Source organism: uncultured Anaerococcus sp. (genome assembly GCF_947253225.1).
GTDB lineage: Bacteria > Bacillota > Clostridia > Tissierellales > Peptoniphilaceae > Anaerococcus.
Genome location: NZ_CAMXYR010000017.1, coordinates 1 through 23,367, shown reverse-complemented (window position 1 = coordinate 23,367; position 23,367 = coordinate 1). Strand labels below are relative to the sequence as shown.

Here is a 23,367-nt window from a genome sequence, read left to right as displayed (position 1 = left end):
ATATACCCTTGTTATAATCTCATTTATTTGCATAGAAAAAAGATTTCTTAGCATCTTCTTAGCTACCTGTTAAGAATTTAATCCCAAGAAATCTTTTCTTGCTATTAGTTATTCTTATTTTATTAAGGCAAAGCCAAATTCACCTAAGCTTAATTTTCCATCCTCAATTTTTGCATCATCGCTTGCAAAAATTATTTCCTTGCCTTGAATTTCTTCTTCTACCCTCGCCTTAGAGAAGTTAAAATAAAGGTCAATCTCACCATCTTCTAATCTTCTTTGATAGGCGATGATTTCCTTGTTTTTGCTAGTTTTTTCTATAAAATCTCCATAAATCAAGACTTCCTTATACAGAGAATTTTTCCTAAAGGCAATCATTTTTTTGTAGAAATTGAGGACTGAATCTGGATTGTCGGCTTGGTCTTTGGCATTTACCTTAGGATTTTCATAGGCCATAGCAAGCCATGGTTTTACCTTAGAAAATCCACCATATTTTTCGCTAGTCCAAGCAAAAGGCACTCTGGCATTGTCCCTCGACCTTAAATTTGTAAAGGCTATGGCTTCTTCTTCGCTAAATCCTTCTTCCAAACTTCTCTTGTAAGAATCTATAGATTGAATATCTTGAAAATCTGCTACTGTCTTTCTCACAAAATTTTTCATTCCCAATTCTTGCCCCTGGTAGATGTAAGGGGTTCCTCTTAAGAAGAAGTAAACACCTGCAAGCATCTTGATAGCCTTGATGTTCTCATCATTTCCCCTTAAAATTTTGCTTGTAGCTCGTGGTTGGTCATGGTTTTCTATAAAGTTTGCTGACCATCCGTATTTTTGGATGGAATTTTGACTATTAAAGATAGCTTTCCTAAAATCCTCTAACTCCCAGTCAATTCTCTTAAACCAAGTTTCCTCAATTAGGTCAAAGTTAGCAGGAATAAAGTCAAATACCATTGAAAATACGCCATCATCTCCTATATAATTCTTGTACTTATCATAGGAAAGACCAGCCGTCTCGCCAACTGTCATAGAATCATGAACCTTGAAGGTCTTATCTGAAAGTTTCTTAATTAATTCCTCTACCCCATCTTGGTTGCGACCGAAATTAATTACAGAAACTCTACCATCTGCTCCATCAGGATTTGCACTTTGGTAGGTCGGATTTTTTTTGATATGGTTAATGGCATCCATCCTAAAGGCGGTAATTCCCTTATCAATCCAAAAATTTACAATCTTATAGATTTCTTCTCTTAATTTAGGATTTTCCCAATTAAGGTCGGGTTGTTCCTTGGCGAAGGAATGGAAATAGTAGGCATCTTCTCCATCTACCTTAGTCCAGCAAGACCCACCAAATATTGACCTCCAATTGTTAGGCTCCCTTGTCCCCTTCCTAAAAATATAATATTCCCTATACGGACTATTTTTATCAGCCAAAGCTTTCTTAAACCACTCGTGTTCATTAGAAGAATGATTTAAAACAAGGTCCATCATTATCTTGATATTTCTTCCCTTAGCCTCTTTTACAAGCTCATCAAAGTCTGCCATAGTCCCAAATTCTTCATTAATGGCAAAATAATCAGAAATATCGTAACCATTATCAGCCATCGGAGACTTATAGATTGGACATAGCCAAATCATTGTTATTCCTAAGTCTTTTAGATAATCAAGCCTTTCGGTAATTCCTCTCAAATCTCCAATCCCATCATCGTTTGAATCCTTGAAGGACCTAGGATAAATTTGATAAACAATCTCTTCCTGCCACCAGTGCTTTTTCATAACAACTCCTTAATATTCTTAACTTTCTTTGCTCCATTATACTATATTATCCGCTCCTTAAAAATTAATATTAAAAATCCCCTAGTAAGTAGTCCCTTTATTACAAGAATAGTACAAATGATAAAGACGGGTGTTTTATTCATTACACCCTTTATGTTAATTTCAAAAACTATCCCAAAGGATATGGATGTATTTTCAAATGGACTTGAAATTTTAAATATCTCGCTAATTTCTCCTAGATAAGCCTTGATTTTACTTATGTTAAAAGACGGAAGTAAGGGGAGGCCTTCAAAGGCTATAGAAATATTGTTTTAGTCGCAAGTATTATTTTAGCGTAATTTAAAAGAGGCCTCATGGCCTCTTTTTTATCTAACTATTACTGCAATTCCATCTGGAATTACTGTTACTGTGCTATCTTTTCCCATTAGTTCGTCGGCTTTTTCCATAGCTTCATCGAGAGTTTTTACTGGAACTAGATGGAAGTCTTTGAGGATTTTCGGATCATAATCGGACACATAAATCACCGCCTTAGCTTTTAGGAGAATTCTACAAAGAATTTGTGATTCCCATTGGTCAGGTATGGTATCAATCTTATCTGTATCCAAGAATTTTTGGTAAAGTTTCTCAACGACTGGCTCGTCTAGGAAGGCCTTGTGGAAGGCATCACCTCCTGTCCCATCTCCTGATTTGGATGAAACTACTATAACACCACCATCTTTTAGGCTTGCTTCAGCTGCTGTCATTGACTTAACTGTTTGGTAGATATTTTGGTCAAGTGGGTAGCCACCATTTGATGTAAGAACTATATCAGCAAGTTTTTTATCAACTCCAGCCTTATCTTTTAGCCAACTTGTCCCTGCTTCATGGGCTCTTTCAAGGTCTCCAGCAACTGCATGGATGACTTTCTTTTCTGAGTTAATTACAACATTTACTATATAATTTAGGCCTAGGGCTCTAGCAGCTGCAATCATATCCCTGTGGATAGGGTTATTTTCGAGATTTCCAGTTCTTGCATAGGCACTGTCTATAAATTCTGAGTTGTGGTTATACATAATAGTTTTTCTTGAACAACATCCTGGAAAAACTGACTTTCTACCTCCAGAAAATCCTGCAAAGAAATGTGGTTCAATAAAGCCTTCAGCTACAAGAAGGTCTGCCTCGGCAGCAAGCTTATTTACAACTATATCTCCTCCTGAAGGAAGTTTCTCATCAAGGGTTACAAGCATATCTTCATCATCGCAATCGTGGATGTAAATTTTTTCGTTATTGTAGATTTCTTCACCAAGTTTAAAAATCAACTCTTCCTTGCTTGAATTTCTGTGGCAACCTGTAGCTACAAGGAGGGTAATATCTGCATCAGGGTTTCCTTCCCTGATTTCTCCTAACATTAGAGGAAGTATATACTTACTTGGCACTGGTCTTGTATGATCGCTTATAAGAATTACAACCTTGTCCTTTCCTACTGCAAGCTCTTTTAGTCTTTTTGACTCAATTGGTGCTTCCATTGCCTTTCTTACAATGGTTTCTTGATCATCTTCTGGATGATATTCTTCAAGATGGGAATTTAAAATTCCTAAGATTCTTGAATCTTCAATTTCTGTTTCTTGGAAAGTTTTGTCATATGGCAATCTAATTTTCATAAAAACTCCTTTTTTATTAGCCCTCTTCATGAAAAGCTTTTCTTTTATTATATAGAATAAGAACTTGAATTTCAAGTTTTATTCAAGTCCCCTTACCTACACCACAAATTAATTAATAAATAAACAAGTCCAGATCCTAGCATAAGCTTTATTGGATCTGTTTTCCTCTTAACCATTACCAAAAACGAAAGAATAAACAAAACTAGCATATAGTAGTCAAAATTTGAAAAACTCATCCTCCCGTCAGCAAAAATAGCTGTCCTCAAAATCTCAACTCCCGCTATCAAAATCATAGAAATTATAGCAGGTCTTAAAAAATATAAAATATTGGAAATTGTTGTAAGATTCTTGTATTTCTTATAAAAATAAGCTAACATGCCTACAATAATCAGAGAAGGCGTAACGCATCCTAAGGTTGCAACAAGCCCCCCTTGCAACCCATAAACCCTTGTCCCAACAAAGGTCGCAGAATTTATGGCAATAGGTCCTGGAGTCATCTGACTTATGGTAATAAGGTCGTTAAATTCATTGGTGCTAAGCCAATTATTACTAGCTACAACTTCCTGTTGAATCAAAGGAAGAGCTGCGTAGCCTCCACCAAAAGAAAAAAGTCCAATCTTAAAAAAAGTTATATAAAGATTAATTAGCACTTCCTTCTCCCTTCTTAACTAACGAATAGACCGCACCCAAAGCAATCAAAGTCATAATTATATAAACTATATTTACCTTAAAGAAAAATCCAGCCACAAAACTTAGGACCATGATAGCGAAAAGATACTTAGCCTCTTCCTTCAACAAATCACAGGTCATATCATAAACAACCTTAAAAATCAAAGCACTAACTCCAGCCTGCATCCCCTTGAGAAAAATCGCAATATACTTATTAGCAATAAAGGCCTTATAGAAGATAGATATAATAGAAATTATGATAAGAGGAGGAAGGATAGTTGCAAGGATAGCAACAAGCATCCCCAAAATTCCACAAGTCTCGAAACCAACCACTACAGCAGCATTTATTGCGACAGCCCCTGGTGCAGATTGGGCAAGGGCAGTCATATCGAGCATCTCTTGCTTATCAATCCAACCAAGCCTATCCACAAAAGTATCCTTCATCAAAGAAATAATTACATAGCCACCCCCAAAGGTAAAGGCAGATAAGTACAAGGTGGACAAAAAAAGCTTAACTAACTTCTCGCTTCTTCCCATAGGACCTCCTTAATTTTTTACTAGTCTTACCATTCTACCATTTATATTATTATTGTTAAGTTTAAATCCAAAAAAAAGACGAGCTAGCAAACTCGTCTGTGTGAAAAGTAATTATACTTGTACTCCTGCCAATAACTCGAAAGGACCTATAACAATTTGTGGGAATACTATCATAAGAATTATGATGATAACTTCAACCATCAAGAATGGCAATACTGATTTTACAACTCTTTCCATGCTTATCTCACCTGCCGCACTAGCCACATTAAGCACCGTTCCAACTGGTGGTGTAAGAAGTCCCATTACTATTGAAATTACAAATACAACCCCAAAATACACTTCATTTATTCCTGCTTCCTTGATTACTGGTAGCACAACAGGTGCTAGTATTAGGATAGTTGGATTTACATCCATTGTTGTTCCAATAACTAGAATCAAGCCTAGGACTATTAACATCAATAGTCTAGGAGAGCCTATGAATGGATGAAGTAGATTAGACACTAGGATAGGTATGTTTGCAACGGTCATTACCCAAGAAGAAATTGCTGATGCTGCAACAAGAAACATTATTGTAGCAGCTGATTTTGCTGAACCAATAAGACCCTCTAATAAATCTTTTGGAGAAAGTTCCTTGTAGACAAATAAACCTATTATTAGGGAATAAACTACAGCAAAAACTCCGGCTTCTGTTGGTGTGAAAGCTCCAGTCTGAAGACCAAGCAAAATTCCAACTGGCATAAGGATAGCCCAAATAGCATCTGTTGTAGCCTTCATTCTCTCTTTGAAAGGCTTTTTGGCAAGTGGGCTAATGTTTCTTTTCTTAGCAACAATAAACCACATAAGGGCTAAGCCGGCTGATATGTATATAGCAGGTGCTACGCCAGCCAAGAATAGATGAGAAACTGGAATACTCGCCGTAACTCCAAGGACAATCATTGGTGCAGAAGGAGGCATGATTGGAGAAAGCAGGTTTGATGCTGCTACAAGTCCTGTTGCATCATCCCTGTCATAATTTGCCTTAACCATCATAGGAATAAGGATTCCGCCCAAAGCCGCTGTAGATGCTACTGCTGAGCCAACCATACTTGCAAACAACAAGGTTGCTATAATAGTTACATAACCAAGGCCACCTCTAAAATGTCCTACCCAAGCACTAGCAGCCTTTACTAACCTATTTGTAAGTCCACCCCTATTCATCAAATCTCCAGCCAACATGAAAAATGGCAAAGCCATCATAGAATAACTATCAGCACCATTAAACATATTTTGAGAAATTATTTGTACATCAAATCCATTTAGGTAAGCAAGCATGCTTACACCACTAAATATAAGAGCAAAAGCTATAGGTAAACCTATCGCCATCGATCCTAATAACGAAATTATAAATACTATTAGTGTCATTAGTCTATCTCCTTAACATCATGCTTGTTATTCTCAAATTCTTTTTCTATATAATCACTTGCTTGTAGTTTAAATTTGTCAGGATATTTTATAGCCAAATATATTTTCTCTACAGCCAATATCCCTATGCACACACTTGACAAAATACAGATTGAATACAAAAATGAGAAAGGAAGTCCTAAAACAGCAGTTCTTGCTCCACTACTTTGAATAACCATTTTTACTGACCCAAGCATTAAAATCACCATCATCACCAAAGAAATAACGTTTACAATAATGCTAGATATAATTTGACCCTTCTTAGGAAATCTCTTAACCAACATATCAACTGATAAGTGCTCGCCTTCTCTCATAGCAACAATCGCCCCTATAAAGGTCATGAAAACAAAGGTATATCTTGAAACTTCTTCCGAAAAAGCAAGACCCGTATTAAATACAAACCTTAAAACTACATTAAGAAAAACAAAAACGACCATTATACCCATCATAATCCCTAGCAAAATATCTATCAATTTGAAAAACTTTTTATAATTGTTCATGCATTTCTCCTATTTCACATCTTGAATTCTTTTGACAAGGTCTTCTGCCCAATCATACTTATTAAATAAATAATCATAAACAGGTTTAGCCATCTCTCTCATCTTCTTGAAGTCCTCTTCGCTTGGTTCAGTTATATTTATTCCTTTTTCCTTCAAGAATTTCTTATCATCTTCTATACTCTGCTCATATATGTCCCAAGCTCTTTGAGCTGTTAATTTTGCAGCCTTCTCAAAAACTGCTCTATCTTCTTCTGGCAAGCTTTCAAGAAACTCCTTATTTCCTAACATCTCAATCGAAGATACCATGTGATTTGTTTCATAAATATCCTTAGAAACTGTATACCAACCTTCTTGTCTAAAGGTAGATAGAGGGTTGTCCTGGCCTTCTATAACTCCTTGCTCAAGAGAAGTAAATACTTCGCTCATATCCATTATCACTACATTTGCCCCTAAGGCCTCGGCAAGTTTTACATGGATAGGATTGTTAGGCATCCTTAGCTTTTGTCCCTTAAAGTCGTCTATAGATTTAAGGTCTTTTGATGATGAGAAAACCCTTGCACCATTAGGAGCCCAAGCCATAAACTTTAAAGGTTCTCTATCTTCTAAGTACTTTGCTATCTCATCGCCTATCTCTCCCTCATATACTTTCCTAGCATGCTTAACATCTCTAAAAATAAAAGGGAAATCAGGTGTCGCCATCATATCTATCTCTGACCACATTACAGTTCCAACAGCTGTAATTTCTATAATTCCAGACCTTGTATAGTCAAAAAGTTGTTTTTCTCCACCAAGTCTACCAGAATCATATAATTGGACGTTATACCTACCTCCTGTTTCTTTCTCAATCATTGGCAGAAATACTTCTCTAATCGCAATATTTACAGGATGTGTCGGAGCGACAACTGTAGCTACTTTTACAAGTTGTCCTCCTTTTCCTGTGGTATCGTTTTTGCAAGAAGAGAATGAAAATAATAATACTAAAGCAAGTGCTAAACACAATATTTTATTTCTTTTCATTGCTCGCTCCCCTAAATTAATCTAACATCAAAATTACTTTTTCAGTATAAATATCCTTATCCATTATCATCTTTATAGCATCTTCAACTTCTTCAAAGCTCATCTCATGGCTTACCAAATCATCAAAAGGAAGGCGTCCAGAATTATATCCCTCTATAACTTCAGGAAATCTCCTATTGCTTAATCTTGAACCAACAACATCAAGCTCCTTAGATGTAATATCTACCGAACAAATCTCTGAAGCTTGGGTAGAAAATCCTAAATTGACTACTGTACCAGCACTTGCTGCAAGTTTTACAGCTTGTTCAAATGTTTTCGGTGTGCATATAGCATCTACAACTACATCAGCCAATCTTCCATTATTGTATTTTTTAATAACCTCTGCTGGATCTTCGATTCTAGCATCTATCGTAACCATTCCATATCTTTGGGCTCTTTCTAATTTCTTAGGATCCATATCTGATGTGAATACCTTCGCCCCAAAATATTGAGAAACTCTTCCAACAGTTTGTCCAATACTGCCAGCTCCCATAACAAATACCACATCTCCTTTAGAAACCTTAGCCCTTTGATTTGCTTGAAATCCTATAGAGAATGGTTCAACTAGCACACTCTTATTCCATGGCATAGAAGGATCTAACTTGTAGGCTTGATGCTCTTTAACTACTATCTTCTCTTGGAAACCTCCGTCAACATGTACGCCTCTAACTTTTAGGTCCTCGCAAATGTTTACCCTTCCTGTCTTGCAGTTTTTGCAATGTCCACAATTTATAACTGGATCTACAGCAACATGATCTCCTACCTTTAGGTTCTTAACATCACTTCCAACTTCCTCAACTACTCCAGTCATTTCATGACCTATTATCCTTGGATATTTTGCCATTGGATTTGAGCCATTGTAAATTCCTATATCGGAACCACAAATTCCTACAGCCTTAATTTTTATTTTCACATCATCATTATCCTTGATTTGAATTTCTTCTAAATCGACAATCTCTAAATCATAAGGCTTATTAATTCTTACAGCTTTCATAAATTCCTCCAAAATTTTTCTTGTATTCTAGTATACTAGTATTCTTGCACTTATAGGATAACATTATCCTCTTAGGTTGTCAATACTTAATATATATTTTTATTAAAATCTGATATAATATAGGAGGTGATTAAATGAATTTTAAAGTTTTAGATAAAAAAAGCAAGGAAAAAACAAAAGAATATGTAATTCGTAACATGGTTTACAACATAGAATTTTTAAATTTAGAACCTGGAGAGAAGATAAGCGAAAACCAAATTTCAGAGATTTTAAATTTGAGTAGAACTCCTGTAAGAGAAGCTTTCACAAGCCTTAGGGCAAATTTACTTATTGATGTAAAGCCTCAAATAGGAACTTTCATTTCATATTTTGATATTGATATGAGCAAAGAGCTTTTATTTTTTAGATCAAGTCTTGAGGAAAAAGCCGTTATAGAAGTGTGCAAGAAAGATTGCTTGGACAACTTAGAAGTTTTTAAGGAAATTATAGAAAAGGAAAAATTATTGCACAGTTCCAAAGAATTTGAAGAATTGTTGGCTCTTGATAATAAATTCCATAATCTTATCTTTGAAGAGCTAGGGTATAGAAAAATACCTTCAATTATCGAAAATAATACATCCTACTTGGTAAGGATGAGAATCCTTAGGCTAAAGGCTAATATTAGGGAAAAAAATTATATTGACGAGCACGAAAAAATCTTGCAGTTCATGATTAATAAAGACGCTGAAAATGCATCAAAAATCCTTAAAAATCACATAAATGAACTTGTAGATGATATGAATGAGTTGAGTGAAAAATATCCAGACTATTTTAAAAGTTATAATTAACTTGATAAAATGTGGCAGTAAAAAGATTAAGCTGATTTCTTGAGTTGCTTATAGGACAACTTTGGAAATCAGCTTGTTTATTATCTTACTTCCGCATTTTTCTTGTCTTTATTTATTATTATTTGAAAAATTTGTTTGTGATTTTTTCTTTGATTTCTTCCACACTAAAGCCAAGTTCTTTTTGGACTAGATCTCCCTTGCCTGATATTCCAAATCTGTCTATGCCTATGTTTAGGCCACAAGTTCCTGTCCATTCACTCCATCCGAAGCTTGTCCCCATCTCTATGGATACTTTTTTAACCTCTTTGTTGATTACTTGGTTTTTGTATTCTTCATCTTGGGCTCTGAATAGTTCCATGGATGGCATAGATACCACTTTGATTTTTTTACCATCTTTTTCGAGAGCTTTGGCTGTTTCTAGGGCAAGGCTTACTTCAGAGCCTGTTGCAATTAAGATTAGGTCTGGATTTTCCCTATCTTTTATTACATAAGCTCCCTTTTCTATCCCAGTTATATTTTCTGTTTCTTTTAGGTTTGGAACATTTTGTCTGGTTAAAGCTATTACAACTGGACTAGTCTTGCTTTCTAGGGCAACTTTCCAGGCAAGTCTTGTTTCATTAGCATCTGCTGGTCTTAGGACTATGGTGTTTGGTATTGCCCTAAGCATAGCAAGTTGTTCGATTGGCTCGTGAGTTGGACCATCTTCTCCTACAGCTATGGAATCGTGGGTCATGACGTAGGTCAATGGGTGGCCAGAAAGTGCTGATAGTCTTACAGCTGCTTTTAGGTAGTCTGCAAATACAAAGAAGGTTGAAACATGGTGGAAGCTTCCCCCGTGAGCCATTATTCCGTTTCCTATAGCTGCCATGGCAAATTCACGAACTCCGTACCAAATATTTCTTCCACATGGACTCTCATCTCTGAAGGGATCAGAGTCTTTGATGTTGGTCTTGTTTGATGAGAAGAGATCTGCCGAACCTCCCCAGAAGTTTCTTGTGATTTTGGCTAGGTCTTGGATGATTTCTCCACCAGAAGCTCTTGTAGCTATATCTTTCATTGAGGAGTCGTATTTTTTTACTCGGTCAATAAAGTTTTTTGGAAGTTCTCTGTTAATCCCTGCCATCAATTCCTCGTAGTCTTGTGGGTACTTTTCTTGGTAGGTCTTTAGGGTTTCTTCCCATACTTGGTTGGCCTTTTCGCCTCTTTTACCGATTCCTTCAGCAAATATTTGATAAACTTCTTCTGGAACTTCAAAGTCTTGGTAGTCCCAACCATAAACTTTCTTGGCAACTTTAAAATCATCAGCCCCGATAGGTGCTCCGTGAACCTTGTTTGTTCCTTGATTAGCTGACCCATAGCCGATTATAGTTTTAACTTCAATAAGGGTTGGGCCTTGTTCGTTATTCTTAGCCTTTTCTAGGGCTTCATAGATTTTATCTAGGTCGTTGCCGTCAGTAACTTTGATATAATTCCAGCCTTGTGCCCTTACCCTAGCCTCCACATTTTCAGAAAATGATGTAGAAAGATCGCCATCAAGGCAGATATCATTTGAATCATAGAGGACAACAAGTTTATTGAGATTTAAATGTCCAGCTAAGCTCATAGCTTCATAAGAAACACCCTCCATTAGGTCTCCGTCTCCGCAAAGAGCATAAGTATAGTGGTCTATTACTTTTATATCATCCTTGTTGTATAGGGCAGCCATGTGTTTTTCAGCTACTGCCATACCAACTGCTTGGGCAATCCCTTGACCAAGAGGCCCTGTTGTAACTTCAACCCCTTCTGTATGAGCAAATTCAGGATGACCTGGAGTAAGAGAGTCGATTTGCCTAAAATTCTTTAGGTCGTCTATACTTAACTTGTAGCCAGCCAAATGAATTAAAGAATAAAGCATAGCTGAGCCATGACCTGCTGAAAGGATAAACCTATCCCTATCAAAGTAAGAAGCATTTTTAGGATTTGCCTTTAAGATTTTATTGTATAGAACATAAGCCATAGGAGAAGCCCCCATTGGAAGACCTGGGTGGCCACTGTTAGCCTTTTCTATTTGAGCAACAGATAAAGCTCTTATCGCATTAACTGCCAACTTATCATTATTAGTAAACATTTAATCTCCTTATTATTTATTTTCTACCTATTACTTTACTATAAATTTCACCAATTTTAAGCCAAAAAATCTTCTCCTATAAAATTTTTCATAGACCGCCAAACTTTTATGCGATTTGCTTACTTGCATTATCCATAATCTTTCATCTTATATGAGCTATAGCCCCCTAAAAGCAAAAATCTCCCCCTAAGGAGAGATTTATCTTGATAAGTCCTCGACTGCCTTAGCTACTTTTTCTGCTACATGGGCTTGGAAGGCGGCTGGTATTATATATTCTTCATTTAATTTATCTTCTCCTACCATTTCGGCAAGGGCTTTGGCTGCCTGCAATTTCATCTCGTCGGTTATGGCTTTGGCGTGAGAATTTAATGCTCCCTTGAATATTCCTGGAAAAGCTAGGACATTGTTGATTTGGTTTGGGTAATCGCTCCTACCTGTCGCTATAATCCTTGCTCCAGCTTTTTTTGCTTCTTCATAAGCTATTTCTGGAACTGGATTTGCCATGGCAAAAACAATGGCTCCTTCATTCATATTTTTGATATCATTTCCATCTATTATGTTTGGTGCAGATACTCCTACAAAAACATCTGCCTCAACCATAGCTTCTTTAAGGCTACCCTTGAAGTTTCCTTGGTTGGTAAATCCTGCAATCCTTGCCTTTACAGGATTAGACCCTTCGAGGTGGTCTTTATTAATAGCTCCTTTAGAATCGCAAACTATAATATTTACCACTCCATAATCTCTCAAAAGTTTAGCTATAGAATAGCCTGCTGCTCCTGCCCCAGAAATCACAAGTTTAATATCTTCTTTTTTCTTTCCCACTATCTTTAAGGCATTGATTAGGGCAGCGAGAGTTACGATAGCTGTTCCATGTTGGTCATCGTGAAAAACTGGTATATCGAGAATCTCCTTGAGTTTTTCTTCTATATAGACACATCTTGGGGAGGAAATATCCTCAAGGTTGATTCCCCCAAAGCCAGGGGCTATAGTCTTTACAACATTGATGATTTCGTCAGCATCTTGTGTATCCAAAACTATTGGCACAGCATTCACACCACCAAATTCCTTGAATAAAACTGCCTTTCCTTCCATAACAGGCATGGCTGCCTTAGCTCCGATGTTTCCAAGTCCTAAGACGGCTGACCCATCACTAACAACAGCAATTGTGTTTGCCTTTGATGTGTAGGTATAGGCCTTGCTAGGGTCCTTGGCTATTTGCCTACAAGGCTCAGCAACACCTGGTGTATAAGCATAGGTCAGATCCTCTGCGTTGTTGACTTTTGCCTTAACTAAAGTCGCAACTTTCCCCTGCCATTTTTCGTGTTTTTCTAAAGCTTTTTCATATACATTCATACAAAACTCCTTTATCTCTATACTATAATTTTAACATAGAAAACGATTTTTTGAAATAAAAAAGAAGAGCCCAAGCTAGGCTCTTCTAAATAACTTCTTCATGAAAGATGTAGACGTGTAATTTAATATGTTTTTCTTGTAAACCTTACTTGCAAGTTTATAGACGACAAATATTGCCACGACCATAATTAGAATGGCGATAAGGCCTCCTCCAAGTCCAACGCTTGCCTTTATCATCCTCAAAGGCATGAAGAAAACAGAAAGGAAAGGTAGGTAGGATAGAACTTTGATTAGGATATTCTCATCCCTATTCATGAAGGTCATAGCTAGAGCAAAGGCAAAAATTATCACAAGCATCATAGGACTTGCGACCTTGCCTGCGTCTTCTTGCTTTTGAGCAAGAGAGCCAAGCATAGCAGCTACTATCATAAAAATCAACAGGCTTAGGATAACTAAAATCCCAATTTCCGCTAGCATAATAATGTTTATTTCACCTAGGTAGGATTTTAGGTTGATGTTGAATTTTTCTAGGACGCCCAAGGTTTTTGCTCCCAAGTAGCCTATTATTCCGAGCACCCCATAAAGGCCAGTTTGGGTGAGAATCGCTAAGAAATTCCCAAAAATTTTTCCTGCAAAATACTTGCCAGCCCTAATTGATGAAAAGATAAATTCTATCATCTTAGAACCTTTTTCTGTAGCAATTTCTACAACTATGATGTTAGAATACATTATTAACATCATATACATATAAAAAACTAGGGCAAAATAAGCAAAGTACATTATCTCAGACTCAGAGCCTTCTTCTACAAGCTTAAAGGAGGCCTTTCTTTGTAAAATCTCTAGCTTATCAGGACTTAATCCTGAATTTTCAATATTTAAAGCATTTTGAATCTCCTTCAAGGCTCCATTAAAGGCTAGAATAGCTTGAGAGTTAATATTTTTTGTATGAAAATCTGCTAGAAGAGAACCATTTTCTTCTTTGATTTCTGCAAAACTTCCTATTTTTTTATCTTCCAAGGCCTTTTTTGCCTTAGCCTTATCTGAAATTTTAAAGCCAGGCATACTTTCAAAATATTTTCCTATTTTTTCATCACATACTATATAGGTATCCTTGACATTTGAATCTTGGGAAAAGTAGGCTATAGCTCCACTTGCTCCCATCATTATAATAGGCAAGAGAACCATAATCCAAAAACTTATGGACTTCATTTGTTTTTTCCACGAATCTATGGCAACTGTCCAAAATCTAGACATCTTCTTCCACCTTTCTTGTAAATATCTCATTCAAACTTGGAGGAGTTTGGGCAAAAACTGGTATATAATCGAATCTTTGGCTTAATCTCTGATAGATTTTTCTTCCATCCTCTGGATTTTGTAACCTTAACTTGTAAGTTTTATCTTCTTTTTTGTAGGTAAGAGGAAAATCATCGAGGATATCAGCAATTTCTCCCTCACATTCTATAAGAATTTTATCTTTTGGATAAGAATTTCTTATTTCTTTAGGCGATCCATTTAGGACAATTTTCCCATTCTTGAGCATGACTAGCTTGTTACACATATCTTCTATATTTTCCATATTGTGAGATGAGAAAATTATGGTAGTTCCAGCCTCGTTTACCTCTTTGATTATATCTTGCAAAAGGCTAATATTGTAAGGATCGAGACCCGAAAATGGCTCATCCAAGATTAGAAATTCTGGTTTATAGATAAGGCTTGCCAAAAGTTGAACCTTTTGTTGGTTACCCTTGGATAAGTCCTTGATTTTATCCCTTAGCCTACCCTTTATCTCAAATTTATCGAAATAATATTGGAGGGTCTTATCATCCAAATTTTTCATCAAATTTAGCCTAGCAAAATATCTGATTTCTTCTTCAATAGTCTTTTTAGGTGAAAGAGACCTTTCTTCTGGGAGAAAGCCAATTTTTTCTAGGGGAATTTTCCTCATGGGAACTCCACCATAGAGGATTTCTCCCTCAAAAGAATCGAAAAAGTCCATTATACACCTAAAGAGCGTAGATTTACCTGCTCCATTTTGCCCAATAAGACCAAAAAGGTCTCCCTTCTCTACCACAAAACTCACATCATCCAAGGCCTTGACCTTAGCAAAGGACTTGGATACATTTTTAATCTCTAACATAATATCTCCTATCATTCAAATATCATAAGGAAAAAGCCTAAGACAAACGGAAGAATCAAAACTATAGCAAATAAGAGCTTAACCCAAGTGTTGGCAAAATTCATTGTGCTTCCTACTCCAACTCTTTTTTCGACAAACATGGCTGGGTCGTCTGGATTATAATAAATAAGTCCACCCAAAATCCACTTATCATCCTCTTCCTCATAGCCATACTTGCCAGTTTTGTTTAAGGCTGACCCATCAACTGACCTAAATCTTCCTATAAGAAGACTTCCACCAATAGAAAATCCTACAGTAATTATGCCCAAGACCTTGACAATCAAGTCATCTCCTGTCTTAATAAAGGAAGAAATTCCAACCTGAAAAAGAACTATAAGTAAAATCGAACTTGTAGCAAAATAATAGGTCCAAATCCTTCTAGTTTCCAAGAGCCTGTCCAAGGATTCTTCAGGCATATCAGGACTTATCCTCATCTTTGATAGAAGTTGGGAAAGATTAGAAATAAACATCACAGCAAGCATTAAAAAACTTACAATAGTTGGGGACTGGACAGATAAGTAAGACTTAGCAGCCATTCTATCTACCTCTCCTCGGCTATTCATATGCATTATTAACTTAGCTGGATAGTTTTCATAGTCCAGGTGGATTTTTACGGCAAAAATTATCACTATAAGGAGAAGACCTAGGTAAAGGCCGAAGAACTCCTTCTTGTTAAATATTTTTGCCTTAGAATAATCAAGGCTTACAAATTTCCTCTTATCTAGTTTTTGATTTTTGGAAAGAATCTTTAGCTTCTTATTGGCAAGAACTAGGGGAATATAGCTTAGAAAAATTGAAAGAATATAGACAGAATTTAACAAGAATAAATTTTCCACAAGATAACTTAAAATCATTACAAAAATAGCCAAAGAAAATCCTATAAGGATAGTCAAAATCTTATAATCTTTTACTATCTTTCTAACTTTTTCATCCTTTTCAACTCCTTCAGCAAACCTTACTCCGAGGACATAGCCCCTCTTAGAATATGAAGTTACAAAGGCTTGAATTAGACTTAGTATAATTATTATAAGTCCATAAAATATGGCCATCCTATTAGCTTCACTCATAATTTCCCTCCCAAATATTTCTTATAAGCTCGTCCAAAGCATCTTTCTTCAATTTTTTAACCTTGGCAAGAGCAGTTATAAACTCAAGTTCTTCTACAATTTTTTCCTTTTGACTTCCTGTAATATCGCAAGCCTTATCGACAATCTTAGAACCATAACGCCTATCCATAACAATGATTCCATCTTCTTCTAACATCTTGTAGGCCTTATTTACAGTGTGAAGGTTAACTCCAATCTCTCCTGCCAATTGCCTAACCGATGGTAAGGCTTGCCCAAAATCCAAATTATTTTTAGCCAAAGCCTTAATAATCCCTCGTCTAATTTGTTCATAAATTGCTAGGTCGGATGAAAAATCAATTTCTAAAAACATAATCCCTCCTTTCTTTTTGTTATAGTTATTATATAACAAGTCTAGCAACTTGTAAATAACAAACAAAAAAACCTGCCCAAGGCAGGTAAATTAAGAATTGTAATGAGTCATTGGCAAGGTTATTATTTCATTCAATTCTTCTGGAAGTTTGATATCTCTGCTAAGAGAGGCGAAGCTAATAGATTTTTTGCCATATTTTTTTCTTATCTTGTAGATAGCAGTATCACACTTTTCATCTTTTATAAATTTTTTATAGTCAGAAAATACATCCATTTGGCTACCTCCGCCTTCTTGTCTAAGCTTTATCGCCCTAATTCCCACAGCTCTAACTGGAAAGTCCCACTTATACTTATCCCTAAATAGGTCGAAACCTGCTCTTGCGAGAACTATGGAAGATTGGCTTGCAAGTTTGATTGGACTTTGGTAGTGAAAGGATTGGAGCTGATTGTTTCTTACAAAAATCTCTACTCCACTTGCCTCAAGCATAGCTTCTCTCATCCTCCTTGATACCTGAAAGGAAAGCTCTTGAAGGACGTTGAAGACCTCCCTGTTATTAAGCAAATCCTTCCTGCAAGTTGAAGAATTGCCAATAGTTTTTATTGGCTCTTGGTAGTCTCTATCATGGACTGGACGAATATCTAAACCATTGGCATACTCCCATAGGTAGACACCGTTAATTCCTAAAAGACCTTTGAGAAGGTCTGGATCACTTTGGGCAAGCTCTCCTAGGCTAAAAATTCCTATTCTATTAAGTTTCCTTTCAGTAGCCCTACCAATTCCAACCATTTCTCCAACAGGAAGAGGCCATACTTTTTCCCTAAAATTTTTCTCTTCAATTATCGTTACAGCATCGGGCTTTTTCATATCAGAGCCGAGTTTAGCAAAAATTTTACAGAAACTTACCCCAACACTCACCGTTATCCCCAGCTCCTCCTTCATTCTTTGGCGAATTTCATTGGCTATCTCTTCCCCACTTCCAAAAAGATGAGTTGACCCTGATACATCAAGAAAACATTCATCAAGACCAAAGGGCTCAACTTGGTTGGTATAGTCGTAGTAGATTTTCTTTGCCATCTTAGAATGCTTTAGGTACTGGTCGTATTGAGGAGGAACTAGGGTGAGATCAGGACACTTTGCCCTAGCTTGCCAAATAGCTTCCCCTGTCTTCACCCCCATTTCTTTGGCCTGCTGACTCTTGGCAAGGATAATCCCATGCCTGTTTTTAGGATTACCTGCGACTGCCATAGGAATTCCCCTTAGCTTAGGATTCAACTTCGCCTCTATTGATGCATAACATGCGTTCATATCTGAATGTAAGATTACTCTTTTCATACTATCTCCTTGAATTTTATAGACTATAAATGTATAATCAGACAATAAATGACTTGATTACATTATAGGACTCTTAGTGTCTTTTGTCAATAGTATCCTTACATAAAGGTCATTTAACGACCTTGGCTAGGCTAGGGTTCTTGCTAAAGGATTCAAAAATCAAGAAATTAAAACATCCCCTGACTTTCTTACTAAAATCAACAATAGAAGTTAAAAAAATTGTAAAGGTCTAATAGTCTATGTATCTTGCTAATATGAAGCTAATTCTTCATACAATATAAGAGCAAATTTGCTAGTAAAGTCCAAGAGGAGTTAAAAGATGATTGAAAGAATAACAAATCTTGTCAAAAAGATTTTGATAAATGAGAAAAATATAAAACTTGCTGTTGATATGACTGCTGGTAATGGAAATGATAGTTTTTTCATTATTGATGAACTAAATCCAAAAAAGCTTGTAGCTTTTGATATCCAAAAGTCAGCTAAGGAAAACACCGAAAGTCTTTTAGGCCCAAGAGACAACTTTACCTTCATCCTAGATAGCCACGAAAATATAGATTCCTACATAAAAGAACCCATAGACCTTGCTATTTACAACTTAGGCTATCTTCCTAATGGGGATAAGTCCATCACTACCCTCTCAGAGTCTACCCTGCTAAGCCTAAAAAAGCTCCTTACCTTGCTCAGAAAAGGTGGAAAAGTTTGCCTTAGCCTATATCCTGGCCATGACCAAGGAAGGATTGAAGCTGAAAAAATTGAGACTTTCATAAAGAGTCTTCCTCCCAAGGACTACGCCATCCTTAAACTGAATTTTCCCAACAAGGGAACAAGTGCTCCCTACATCATCATAATCGAGAAAAAATTCTAAGGTGATTTGACTTAGCTTCCTAAATGATAAGACACTTCCTTTTATTAATTTTCACGAATAAATTTATTTGTAAGGGCAAATAAATCTAGCCTTTTCTCATAATTTGTAAAATTATGACCAATATTGGGGATTTCTATGTACTTGCATAACTTGAAATTTTTTTCTAAGCTTTCCATAGATTCTTTTGAAATTACAGGATCATCCTCACCTCTTACCAAAAGAACAGCCCCCTCATAGGCTCTTGCCATTTTTATAAAATCATATTTCTTGCTATCTTCTGCAATTTTTACCGATAGTTTTAACCCTCCTAGGTCTTTTTCAAAAGCTTCCTTACTCTTAGCCAAGTAATCTAATGACCTTATCAAACTAGAATTTTCTATGGAATAATTGCTCCCTGGAGCATACAGAATGAGACCTCTAGGATTTTTGAGCTCGGCAATTTTAATAGCAACTGCTCCTCCCATAGAATGAGCCCTCAAAAAAATCCTATCCTTGTCCACAAAATCTTCTTCATAAATACTATCATAAATTAGACTAGCATCTTCAATTTGCCTTGTGAAAGTTAAGTCGAAAAAGCTACCCTCACTTTCTCCACACCCCCTAAAATCAAACCTATAAACAATATATCCTGCTGCCGTAAGGTACTTGGCGTGTTGGATTGACATGTAATTTATACCATTTCTATCATCCATAAGTCCATGCAAAAAAATTATAGGTGTATATTTCTTCTCTTTATCGAAATCATCAGGAGTATTCAAAACGCCTCTGATGATATCGTTATTTATCGCCCTTATATCTTTATAAAAATACTTCATAAAACCTCCTAGCCTATATCTACCCCAAAATTAATATTAAAGTCTAGTAAAGTCCATATGAAATTTATCAAGTATTCTTGACTAAATAAAAAATCAATGATATCATAATGATATCAATATGAATAAAGGAGGAAGTATGGACAAGTTTTCAAATAAAATCGAAAATACTAATATTGTAGAAGAAAAAATTCTTAAAGCAAAAAAGACGGGGATTGTTGTCTTAATTATCTACCTAGCCCTACTGGCTGGAGCTATCTTAACTATTGTGGTTAATGGAAATATTCTCGATAGTGGAGATTATTCTAGCTTAAACATTGTTTTTTTTGTTATAGCTATAGCCTATGTACTCTTTGGTTGGATTATTCTCTTGGGTCTTAAGATTTTAAAACCACAAGAATCCTTGGTTCTAACACTTTTCGGTAAATATATTGGAACCCTCAAGGGTGAAGGCTTCTATTATGTTAATCCTTTCGTATCTGCAGTAAATCCTGCTTCAAATACGAAATTAGGTCAATCCCAAGATGTTAGCGACGGAACTAGTCAAATAAGCCCTTCTGGTAAAACAACTTCTTACCAGATTCCTAGCAAAAAAATATCACTCAAAGTCATGACCTTAAATAATAGCAAGCAGAAAATAAATGACTACCTAGGAAATCCAATAGAAATCGGTATAGCTGTAATGTGGAAGGTAAATGATACAGCCAAGGCAGTCTTCAATGTAGATAACTACAAGGAATACCTATCCCTTCAAACCGATACTGCCCTAAGAAATATAGTCCGCCAATACCCTTACGATGTGAACCCTCACTATGAAATTGACACGACAGGCGATGGAGAACCTGACGATGGATCACTCAGAGGTTCAAGCGAAATTGTCGCTAGAAGGATTAAAGAAGAAATCCAAGAAAGAGTAGAATTTGCAGGACTTGAAATAATAGAAGCAAGAATAACCCACCTATCCTACGCATCAGAAATCGCAGCTGCCATGCTACAAAGACAGCAAGCGTCAGCCCTAATAGATGCTAGAGCTATGCTTGTAGATGGAGCTGTGGGAATGGTCGAGATGGCTCTTGCTAAACTTGAAGAAAATAGCGTAATAGACCTAGACGAAGAAAGAAAAGCAGCCATGGTATCAAACCTCCTAGTAGTTCTTTGTGGCAACCACGAAGCAAGCCCTATAGTCAATACAGGAAGCTTGTATTAATGGCAAAAAAACAAATACCCCTAAGGGTATCAGAAAAACTATACGCACAGATAGCCCAATGGGCAGAAGATGATTTTAGATCCATCAATGGACAAATAGAATATCTACTAACAGAGTGTGTAAAGCAAAGAAAAAAAGACGGCAAATATGTATCAGAAACAATAGATGAACCAATAGACTTAGATATAGAGTAAAGATAAGACTGTAAGACTAACATAAGGTAACCCTAAAACTAAGGCCAGAGTAAGATTTAATTCTAGCTCTGGTTTTTCTTTGTCCTCCTCCCCTTCTGTGTAGGAAATTTTATGCTACATTCTTCTTTCTATATTCTACTATTGATAAGTTTTATTCTTTTTCGTTATAATATTTTTAAAACATTCAGTTGTTTGCTTTAAGTGATCTTATAAGTAGAATATATTTCCCTAAGATATTTCTTATTTTAATATTCCAAAGAATTTTTCCATTGGTAAGTTGTCTAAGCTGTTTTATTTTCTTAACATAGGTTAACAATGCCGTTTACTTCTAAGCTTGATGTGGATTGATTGATTTATGAACTTTGGAATTTTTTAAGATCGTACTCTCTTTTGGAGTTTTGTTCTTCTATGCCTTTTTCTATAAAGTCTTTTAACCATCGATTTACCATTTCCTTATTAGAAAGCTTATATTTGCTCTTAATTTTTAAAGCTTATCCTTCCTTTTATACAATTCTCATTTTGCATTCTTTACTATATTTTGCCATTAAAAAACTGATCTCCTTTGCTTAGTTTTTATGTCTAACTTTTTGAGGTCAGTTAAATTATGAATTTGGGGATTACAATATTATTTGTAATTAATTATTTTCTAATAAAATACAAACTAAAGCCTAAGGAAAATCCAGAGATAACTAAGCATAATCCACTCAAACCAACTAATATTGGTTCTGCTATAATAGGTATTTCTGTAACATAATTCATCTTTACCATAGCTAATAACAACAAATTACGAGAAATAAAATTTGCTATTAACATCAAGACCGAACTTATAAAAAACACACTAAATATTCCAAAACTAAGTCCTACCTTAGCCTTATTTTTCTCCATAAATTTCCCTCCATATTTTTAATGCAAAGCTTCAAATAATTTTTCTTAACACTTATCCTTTATTCTACTTAAAGACCAAATAGCTGATCCATAATTTCTTCTTGCTTGCCAAAACATTTTGCAAAATAACCCCTAAAACTCCAACTATTTGATACATCTAACTTTTGCATTTTAAACTCTTTATAAAAATAGTTTCTATACCATATTTAAAAAACGTTAATATATCGCCAATAAAAAAGATAATTTTTATCTCTTAAAGCCACAGTTTTATTGAATTTCTTTTTCTTCTAATGCTTTTAATGTTATGCCTGCTTTAGTTTTCCATTCAGTTTTACCATTTCTACTCATCCCAAGTACAAACATAGCTGCATATGATGGGCTATTAAATAAATAATTTTTTGTTAGTTTACCATCAAATATTTCATTATTAGCCTTGCACTTATCCCTTAGTTCTTTTATACTATTTGGTAAACTTTTTGAATCAATAGTCTCTATCATACTATCTTTTAATACGACAAAACCTTCACTTGTTCTTTTGCATGTGGCATTAATACTTTTTCCTGATTTTTTTGTTTTACTACTTAGATAAAATATTTCATCATCATCGATTTTATTTTCTATTTTTAATGCTTTCTTAACTATTGGAACGAAAATTTTATAGCCTAAAACACCAAGTACCATTTTAGAATATTCAGCAAAATCTTCCAATTCTGATTCTTTTTCTTCTGTTACATGACCAGTGTTTGGATCATTTCCATTTCTTACTTTATACCTATCCACATCTATGGCCATATTGGTAAATTTATTTTCTAAATATGAGATTTCTGTAGGTCCAAATGAATTGTTTTGAGTTGTTAACATAACTGCTTCCGAAAAATAAATTTCGTCTTTTAAGTGTTCTGATACCCTAAATAGAACTCCTTCACCATTTTTTCTTATTCCAGCTTGGCCGATATAAACTTCGTCATCTCCGGCATCGTTCTTGCCAAATAAAAAATAAACTCCACTTTGCTTTAAATCTTGTCTGTCCTTACATTTTTCAAGATATGGCCTAGGAACTTTATAAGCTAAGCCTGTCCAATTTGATAAGGTACACTTTATTCTACCAGTAACTTCTCCATCCATTAAAAAAAGATTGAAATTTTTGCCACTTTTCATTGTTCCACCCCAAAGATTAATTATTTAGCTTTATTATACCAGTTTGAAATTTTGTATTTGAATGTTTCTCAATGAAAAAAGCCTGATAAATTACAATTAGAAATCTATCAGACTTTAATTGTTATATTAAATTAATTTATTTACTCTTCTCTAAATAGCATAATAATCACAAGAACTGTTAGTTAATTTCATAGTTTTTTTGCTAGATTTTCTGATTTTACTTTATAAAGTCATTGTCAATAAAATATTTAATATTAGTCATATTATATCCCTATGTGATTTTAGTATTTTTCATCATTATATCTTAAAGTACATACCGACCCCTACATACTTTAAATATCTAAGTCTAATATTTGGATATTATATTTATTTTTTATCTTACTTTGAAATTCCTTTACAATATCCTCATATAAT

Annotated in this window: 22 protein-coding genes; 4 read left to right on the top strand and 18 right to left on the bottom strand. The window is 35.3% G+C overall.

Features of this window, described 5'->3' with window-relative positions:
* Window positions 1–114: 114 nt before the first annotated feature.
* From Q0W95_RS03645 to Q0W95_RS03610, 8 genes are all read right to left on the bottom strand, one after another.
* Window positions 115–1,764 carry an alpha-glucosidase gene (locus Q0W95_RS03645; RefSeq protein WP_297790106.1) on the bottom strand — a complete coding sequence of 550 codons (1,650 nt, stop codon included), beginning with the start codon at window positions 1,762–1,764 and terminating at the stop codon, window positions 115–117.
* 365 nt (window positions 1,765–2,129) lie between these two features.
* Window positions 2,130–3,404 carry a nickel-dependent lactate racemase gene (gene larA / locus Q0W95_RS03640; protein ID WP_297790104.1) on the bottom strand — a complete coding sequence of 425 codons (1,275 nt, stop codon included), beginning with the start codon at window positions 3,402–3,404 and terminating at the stop codon, window positions 2,130–2,132.
* A gap of 92 nt (window positions 3,405–3,496) precedes the next feature.
* On the bottom strand, window positions 3,497–4,054 hold the full coding sequence (locus tag Q0W95_RS03635) for a chromate transporter (RefSeq protein WP_297790102.1): 558 nt from the start codon (window positions 4,052–4,054) through the stop codon (window positions 3,497–3,499).
* On the bottom strand, window positions 4,044–4,610 hold the full coding sequence (locus tag Q0W95_RS03630; protein ID WP_297790100.1) for a chromate transporter: 567 nt from the start codon (window positions 4,608–4,610) through the stop codon (window positions 4,044–4,046). The genes Q0W95_RS03635 and Q0W95_RS03630 overlap by 11 nt, the downstream gene beginning before the upstream one ends.
* 111 nt (window positions 4,611–4,721) lie before the next feature.
* On the bottom strand, window positions 4,722–6,011 hold the full coding sequence (locus Q0W95_RS03625) for a TRAP transporter large permease subunit (protein WP_297790098.1): 1,290 nt from the start codon (window positions 6,009–6,011) through the stop codon (window positions 4,722–4,724).
* Window positions 6,011–6,550 (bottom strand): TRAP transporter small permease, encoded by a 540-nt coding sequence (locus Q0W95_RS03620; RefSeq protein WP_297790096.1) that lies wholly within the window; start codon window positions 6,548–6,550, stop codon window positions 6,011–6,013. The genes Q0W95_RS03625 and Q0W95_RS03620 overlap by 1 nt, the downstream gene beginning before the upstream one ends.
* Before the next feature lie 9 nt (window positions 6,551–6,559).
* The gene (locus tag Q0W95_RS03615) at window positions 6,560–7,567 is read right to left on the bottom strand and encodes a TRAP transporter substrate-binding protein (RefSeq protein ID WP_297790094.1); all 1,008 of its coding nucleotides are present in this window, start codon (window positions 7,565–7,567) and stop codon (window positions 6,560–6,562) included.
* 16 nt (window positions 7,568–7,583) lie between these two features.
* A complete protein-coding gene (locus tag Q0W95_RS03610; RefSeq protein WP_297790092.1) occupies window positions 7,584–8,600 on the bottom strand; it encodes a zinc-binding alcohol dehydrogenase family protein in 1,017 nt (338 codons plus the stop codon).
* Between the two features lie 134 nt (window positions 8,601–8,734).
* On the opposite strand from Q0W95_RS03610, the gene Q0W95_RS03605 reads away from it, so the two are divergent.
* Entirely contained in the window at window positions 8,735–9,427 is a 693-nt protein-coding gene (locus Q0W95_RS03605; protein ID WP_297790090.1) for a GntR family transcriptional regulator, read from the top strand.
* Window positions 9,428–9,545: 118 nt separating this feature from the next.
* Here the strand turns inward: Q0W95_RS03605 and tkt are convergent, their stop codons facing one another.
* The 7 genes from tkt to Q0W95_RS03570 form a co-directional block, all read right to left on the bottom strand.
* Window positions 9,546–11,534 carry a transketolase gene (tkt, locus tag Q0W95_RS03600; protein ID WP_297790088.1) on the bottom strand — a complete coding sequence of 663 codons (1,989 nt, stop codon included), beginning with the start codon at window positions 11,532–11,534 and terminating at the stop codon, window positions 9,546–9,548.
* 198 nt (window positions 11,535–11,732) lie between these two features.
* Complete coding sequence (locus Q0W95_RS03595; RefSeq protein ID WP_297790086.1) at window positions 11,733–12,887, bottom strand: NADP-dependent malic enzyme; 1,155 nt, start codon at window positions 12,885–12,887, stop codon at window positions 11,733–11,735.
* Window positions 12,888–12,962: 75 nt separating this feature from the next.
* The gene (locus tag Q0W95_RS03590; protein WP_297790084.1) at window positions 12,963–14,141 is read right to left on the bottom strand and encodes an ABC transporter permease; all 1,179 of its coding nucleotides are present in this window, start codon (window positions 14,139–14,141) and stop codon (window positions 12,963–12,965) included.
* Complete coding sequence (locus Q0W95_RS03585) at window positions 14,134–15,024, bottom strand: ATP-binding cassette domain-containing protein (protein ID WP_297790082.1); 891 nt, start codon at window positions 15,022–15,024, stop codon at window positions 14,134–14,136. The genes Q0W95_RS03590 and Q0W95_RS03585 overlap by 8 nt, the downstream gene beginning before the upstream one ends.
* Before the next feature lie 11 nt (window positions 15,025–15,035).
* Window positions 15,036–16,130, bottom strand: a complete 1,095-nt coding sequence (locus Q0W95_RS03580; RefSeq protein WP_297790080.1) for a DUF5808 domain-containing protein — start codon at window positions 16,128–16,130, stop codon at window positions 15,036–15,038.
* On the bottom strand, window positions 16,123–16,500 hold the full coding sequence (locus Q0W95_RS03575; protein WP_297790078.1) for a GntR family transcriptional regulator: 378 nt from the start codon (window positions 16,498–16,500) through the stop codon (window positions 16,123–16,125). The genes Q0W95_RS03580 and Q0W95_RS03575 overlap by 8 nt, the downstream gene beginning before the upstream one ends.
* 90 nt (window positions 16,501–16,590) lie before the next feature.
* Window positions 16,591–17,832, bottom strand: coding sequence for a DNA polymerase IV (locus tag Q0W95_RS03570; RefSeq protein ID WP_297790076.1), 1,242 nt, complete (start codon window positions 17,830–17,832; stop codon window positions 16,591–16,593).
* A 319-nt stretch (window positions 17,833–18,151) separates the two neighbouring features.
* Between Q0W95_RS03570 and Q0W95_RS03565 the strand changes: the two genes are divergently transcribed.
* Complete coding sequence (locus Q0W95_RS03565) at window positions 18,152–18,697, top strand: class I SAM-dependent methyltransferase (RefSeq protein WP_297790074.1); 546 nt, start codon at window positions 18,152–18,154, stop codon at window positions 18,695–18,697.
* Window positions 18,698–18,741: 44 nt separating this feature from the next.
* On the opposite strand, the gene Q0W95_RS03560 is transcribed toward Q0W95_RS03565, so the two are convergent.
* On the bottom strand, window positions 18,742–19,512 hold the full coding sequence (locus Q0W95_RS03560) for an alpha/beta fold hydrolase (protein WP_297790072.1): 771 nt from the start codon (window positions 19,510–19,512) through the stop codon (window positions 18,742–18,744).
* Window positions 19,513–19,648: 136 nt separating this feature from the next.
* Between Q0W95_RS03560 and Q0W95_RS03555 the strand changes: the two genes are divergently transcribed.
* The gene (locus tag Q0W95_RS03555) at window positions 19,649–20,716 is read left to right on the top strand and encodes an SPFH domain-containing protein (RefSeq protein WP_297790070.1); all 1,068 of its coding nucleotides are present in this window, start codon (window positions 19,649–19,651) and stop codon (window positions 20,714–20,716) included.
* Window positions 20,716–20,910, top strand: a complete 195-nt coding sequence (locus Q0W95_RS03550; protein WP_297790068.1) for a PTS ascorbate transporter subunit IIC — start codon at window positions 20,716–20,718, stop codon at window positions 20,908–20,910. The genes Q0W95_RS03555 and Q0W95_RS03550 overlap by 1 nt, the downstream gene beginning before the upstream one ends.
* A gap of 639 nt (window positions 20,911–21,549) precedes the next feature.
* Here the strand turns inward: Q0W95_RS03550 and Q0W95_RS03545 are convergent.
* Window positions 21,550–21,795, bottom strand: a complete 246-nt coding sequence (locus Q0W95_RS03545) for a hypothetical protein (RefSeq protein WP_297790066.1) — start codon at window positions 21,793–21,795, stop codon at window positions 21,550–21,552.
* A 267-nt stretch (window positions 21,796–22,062) separates the two neighbouring features.
* Complete coding sequence (locus tag Q0W95_RS03540; RefSeq protein WP_297790064.1) at window positions 22,063–22,953, bottom strand: GIY-YIG nuclease family protein; 891 nt, start codon at window positions 22,951–22,953, stop codon at window positions 22,063–22,065.
* Window positions 22,954–23,367: the final 414 nt, after the last annotated feature.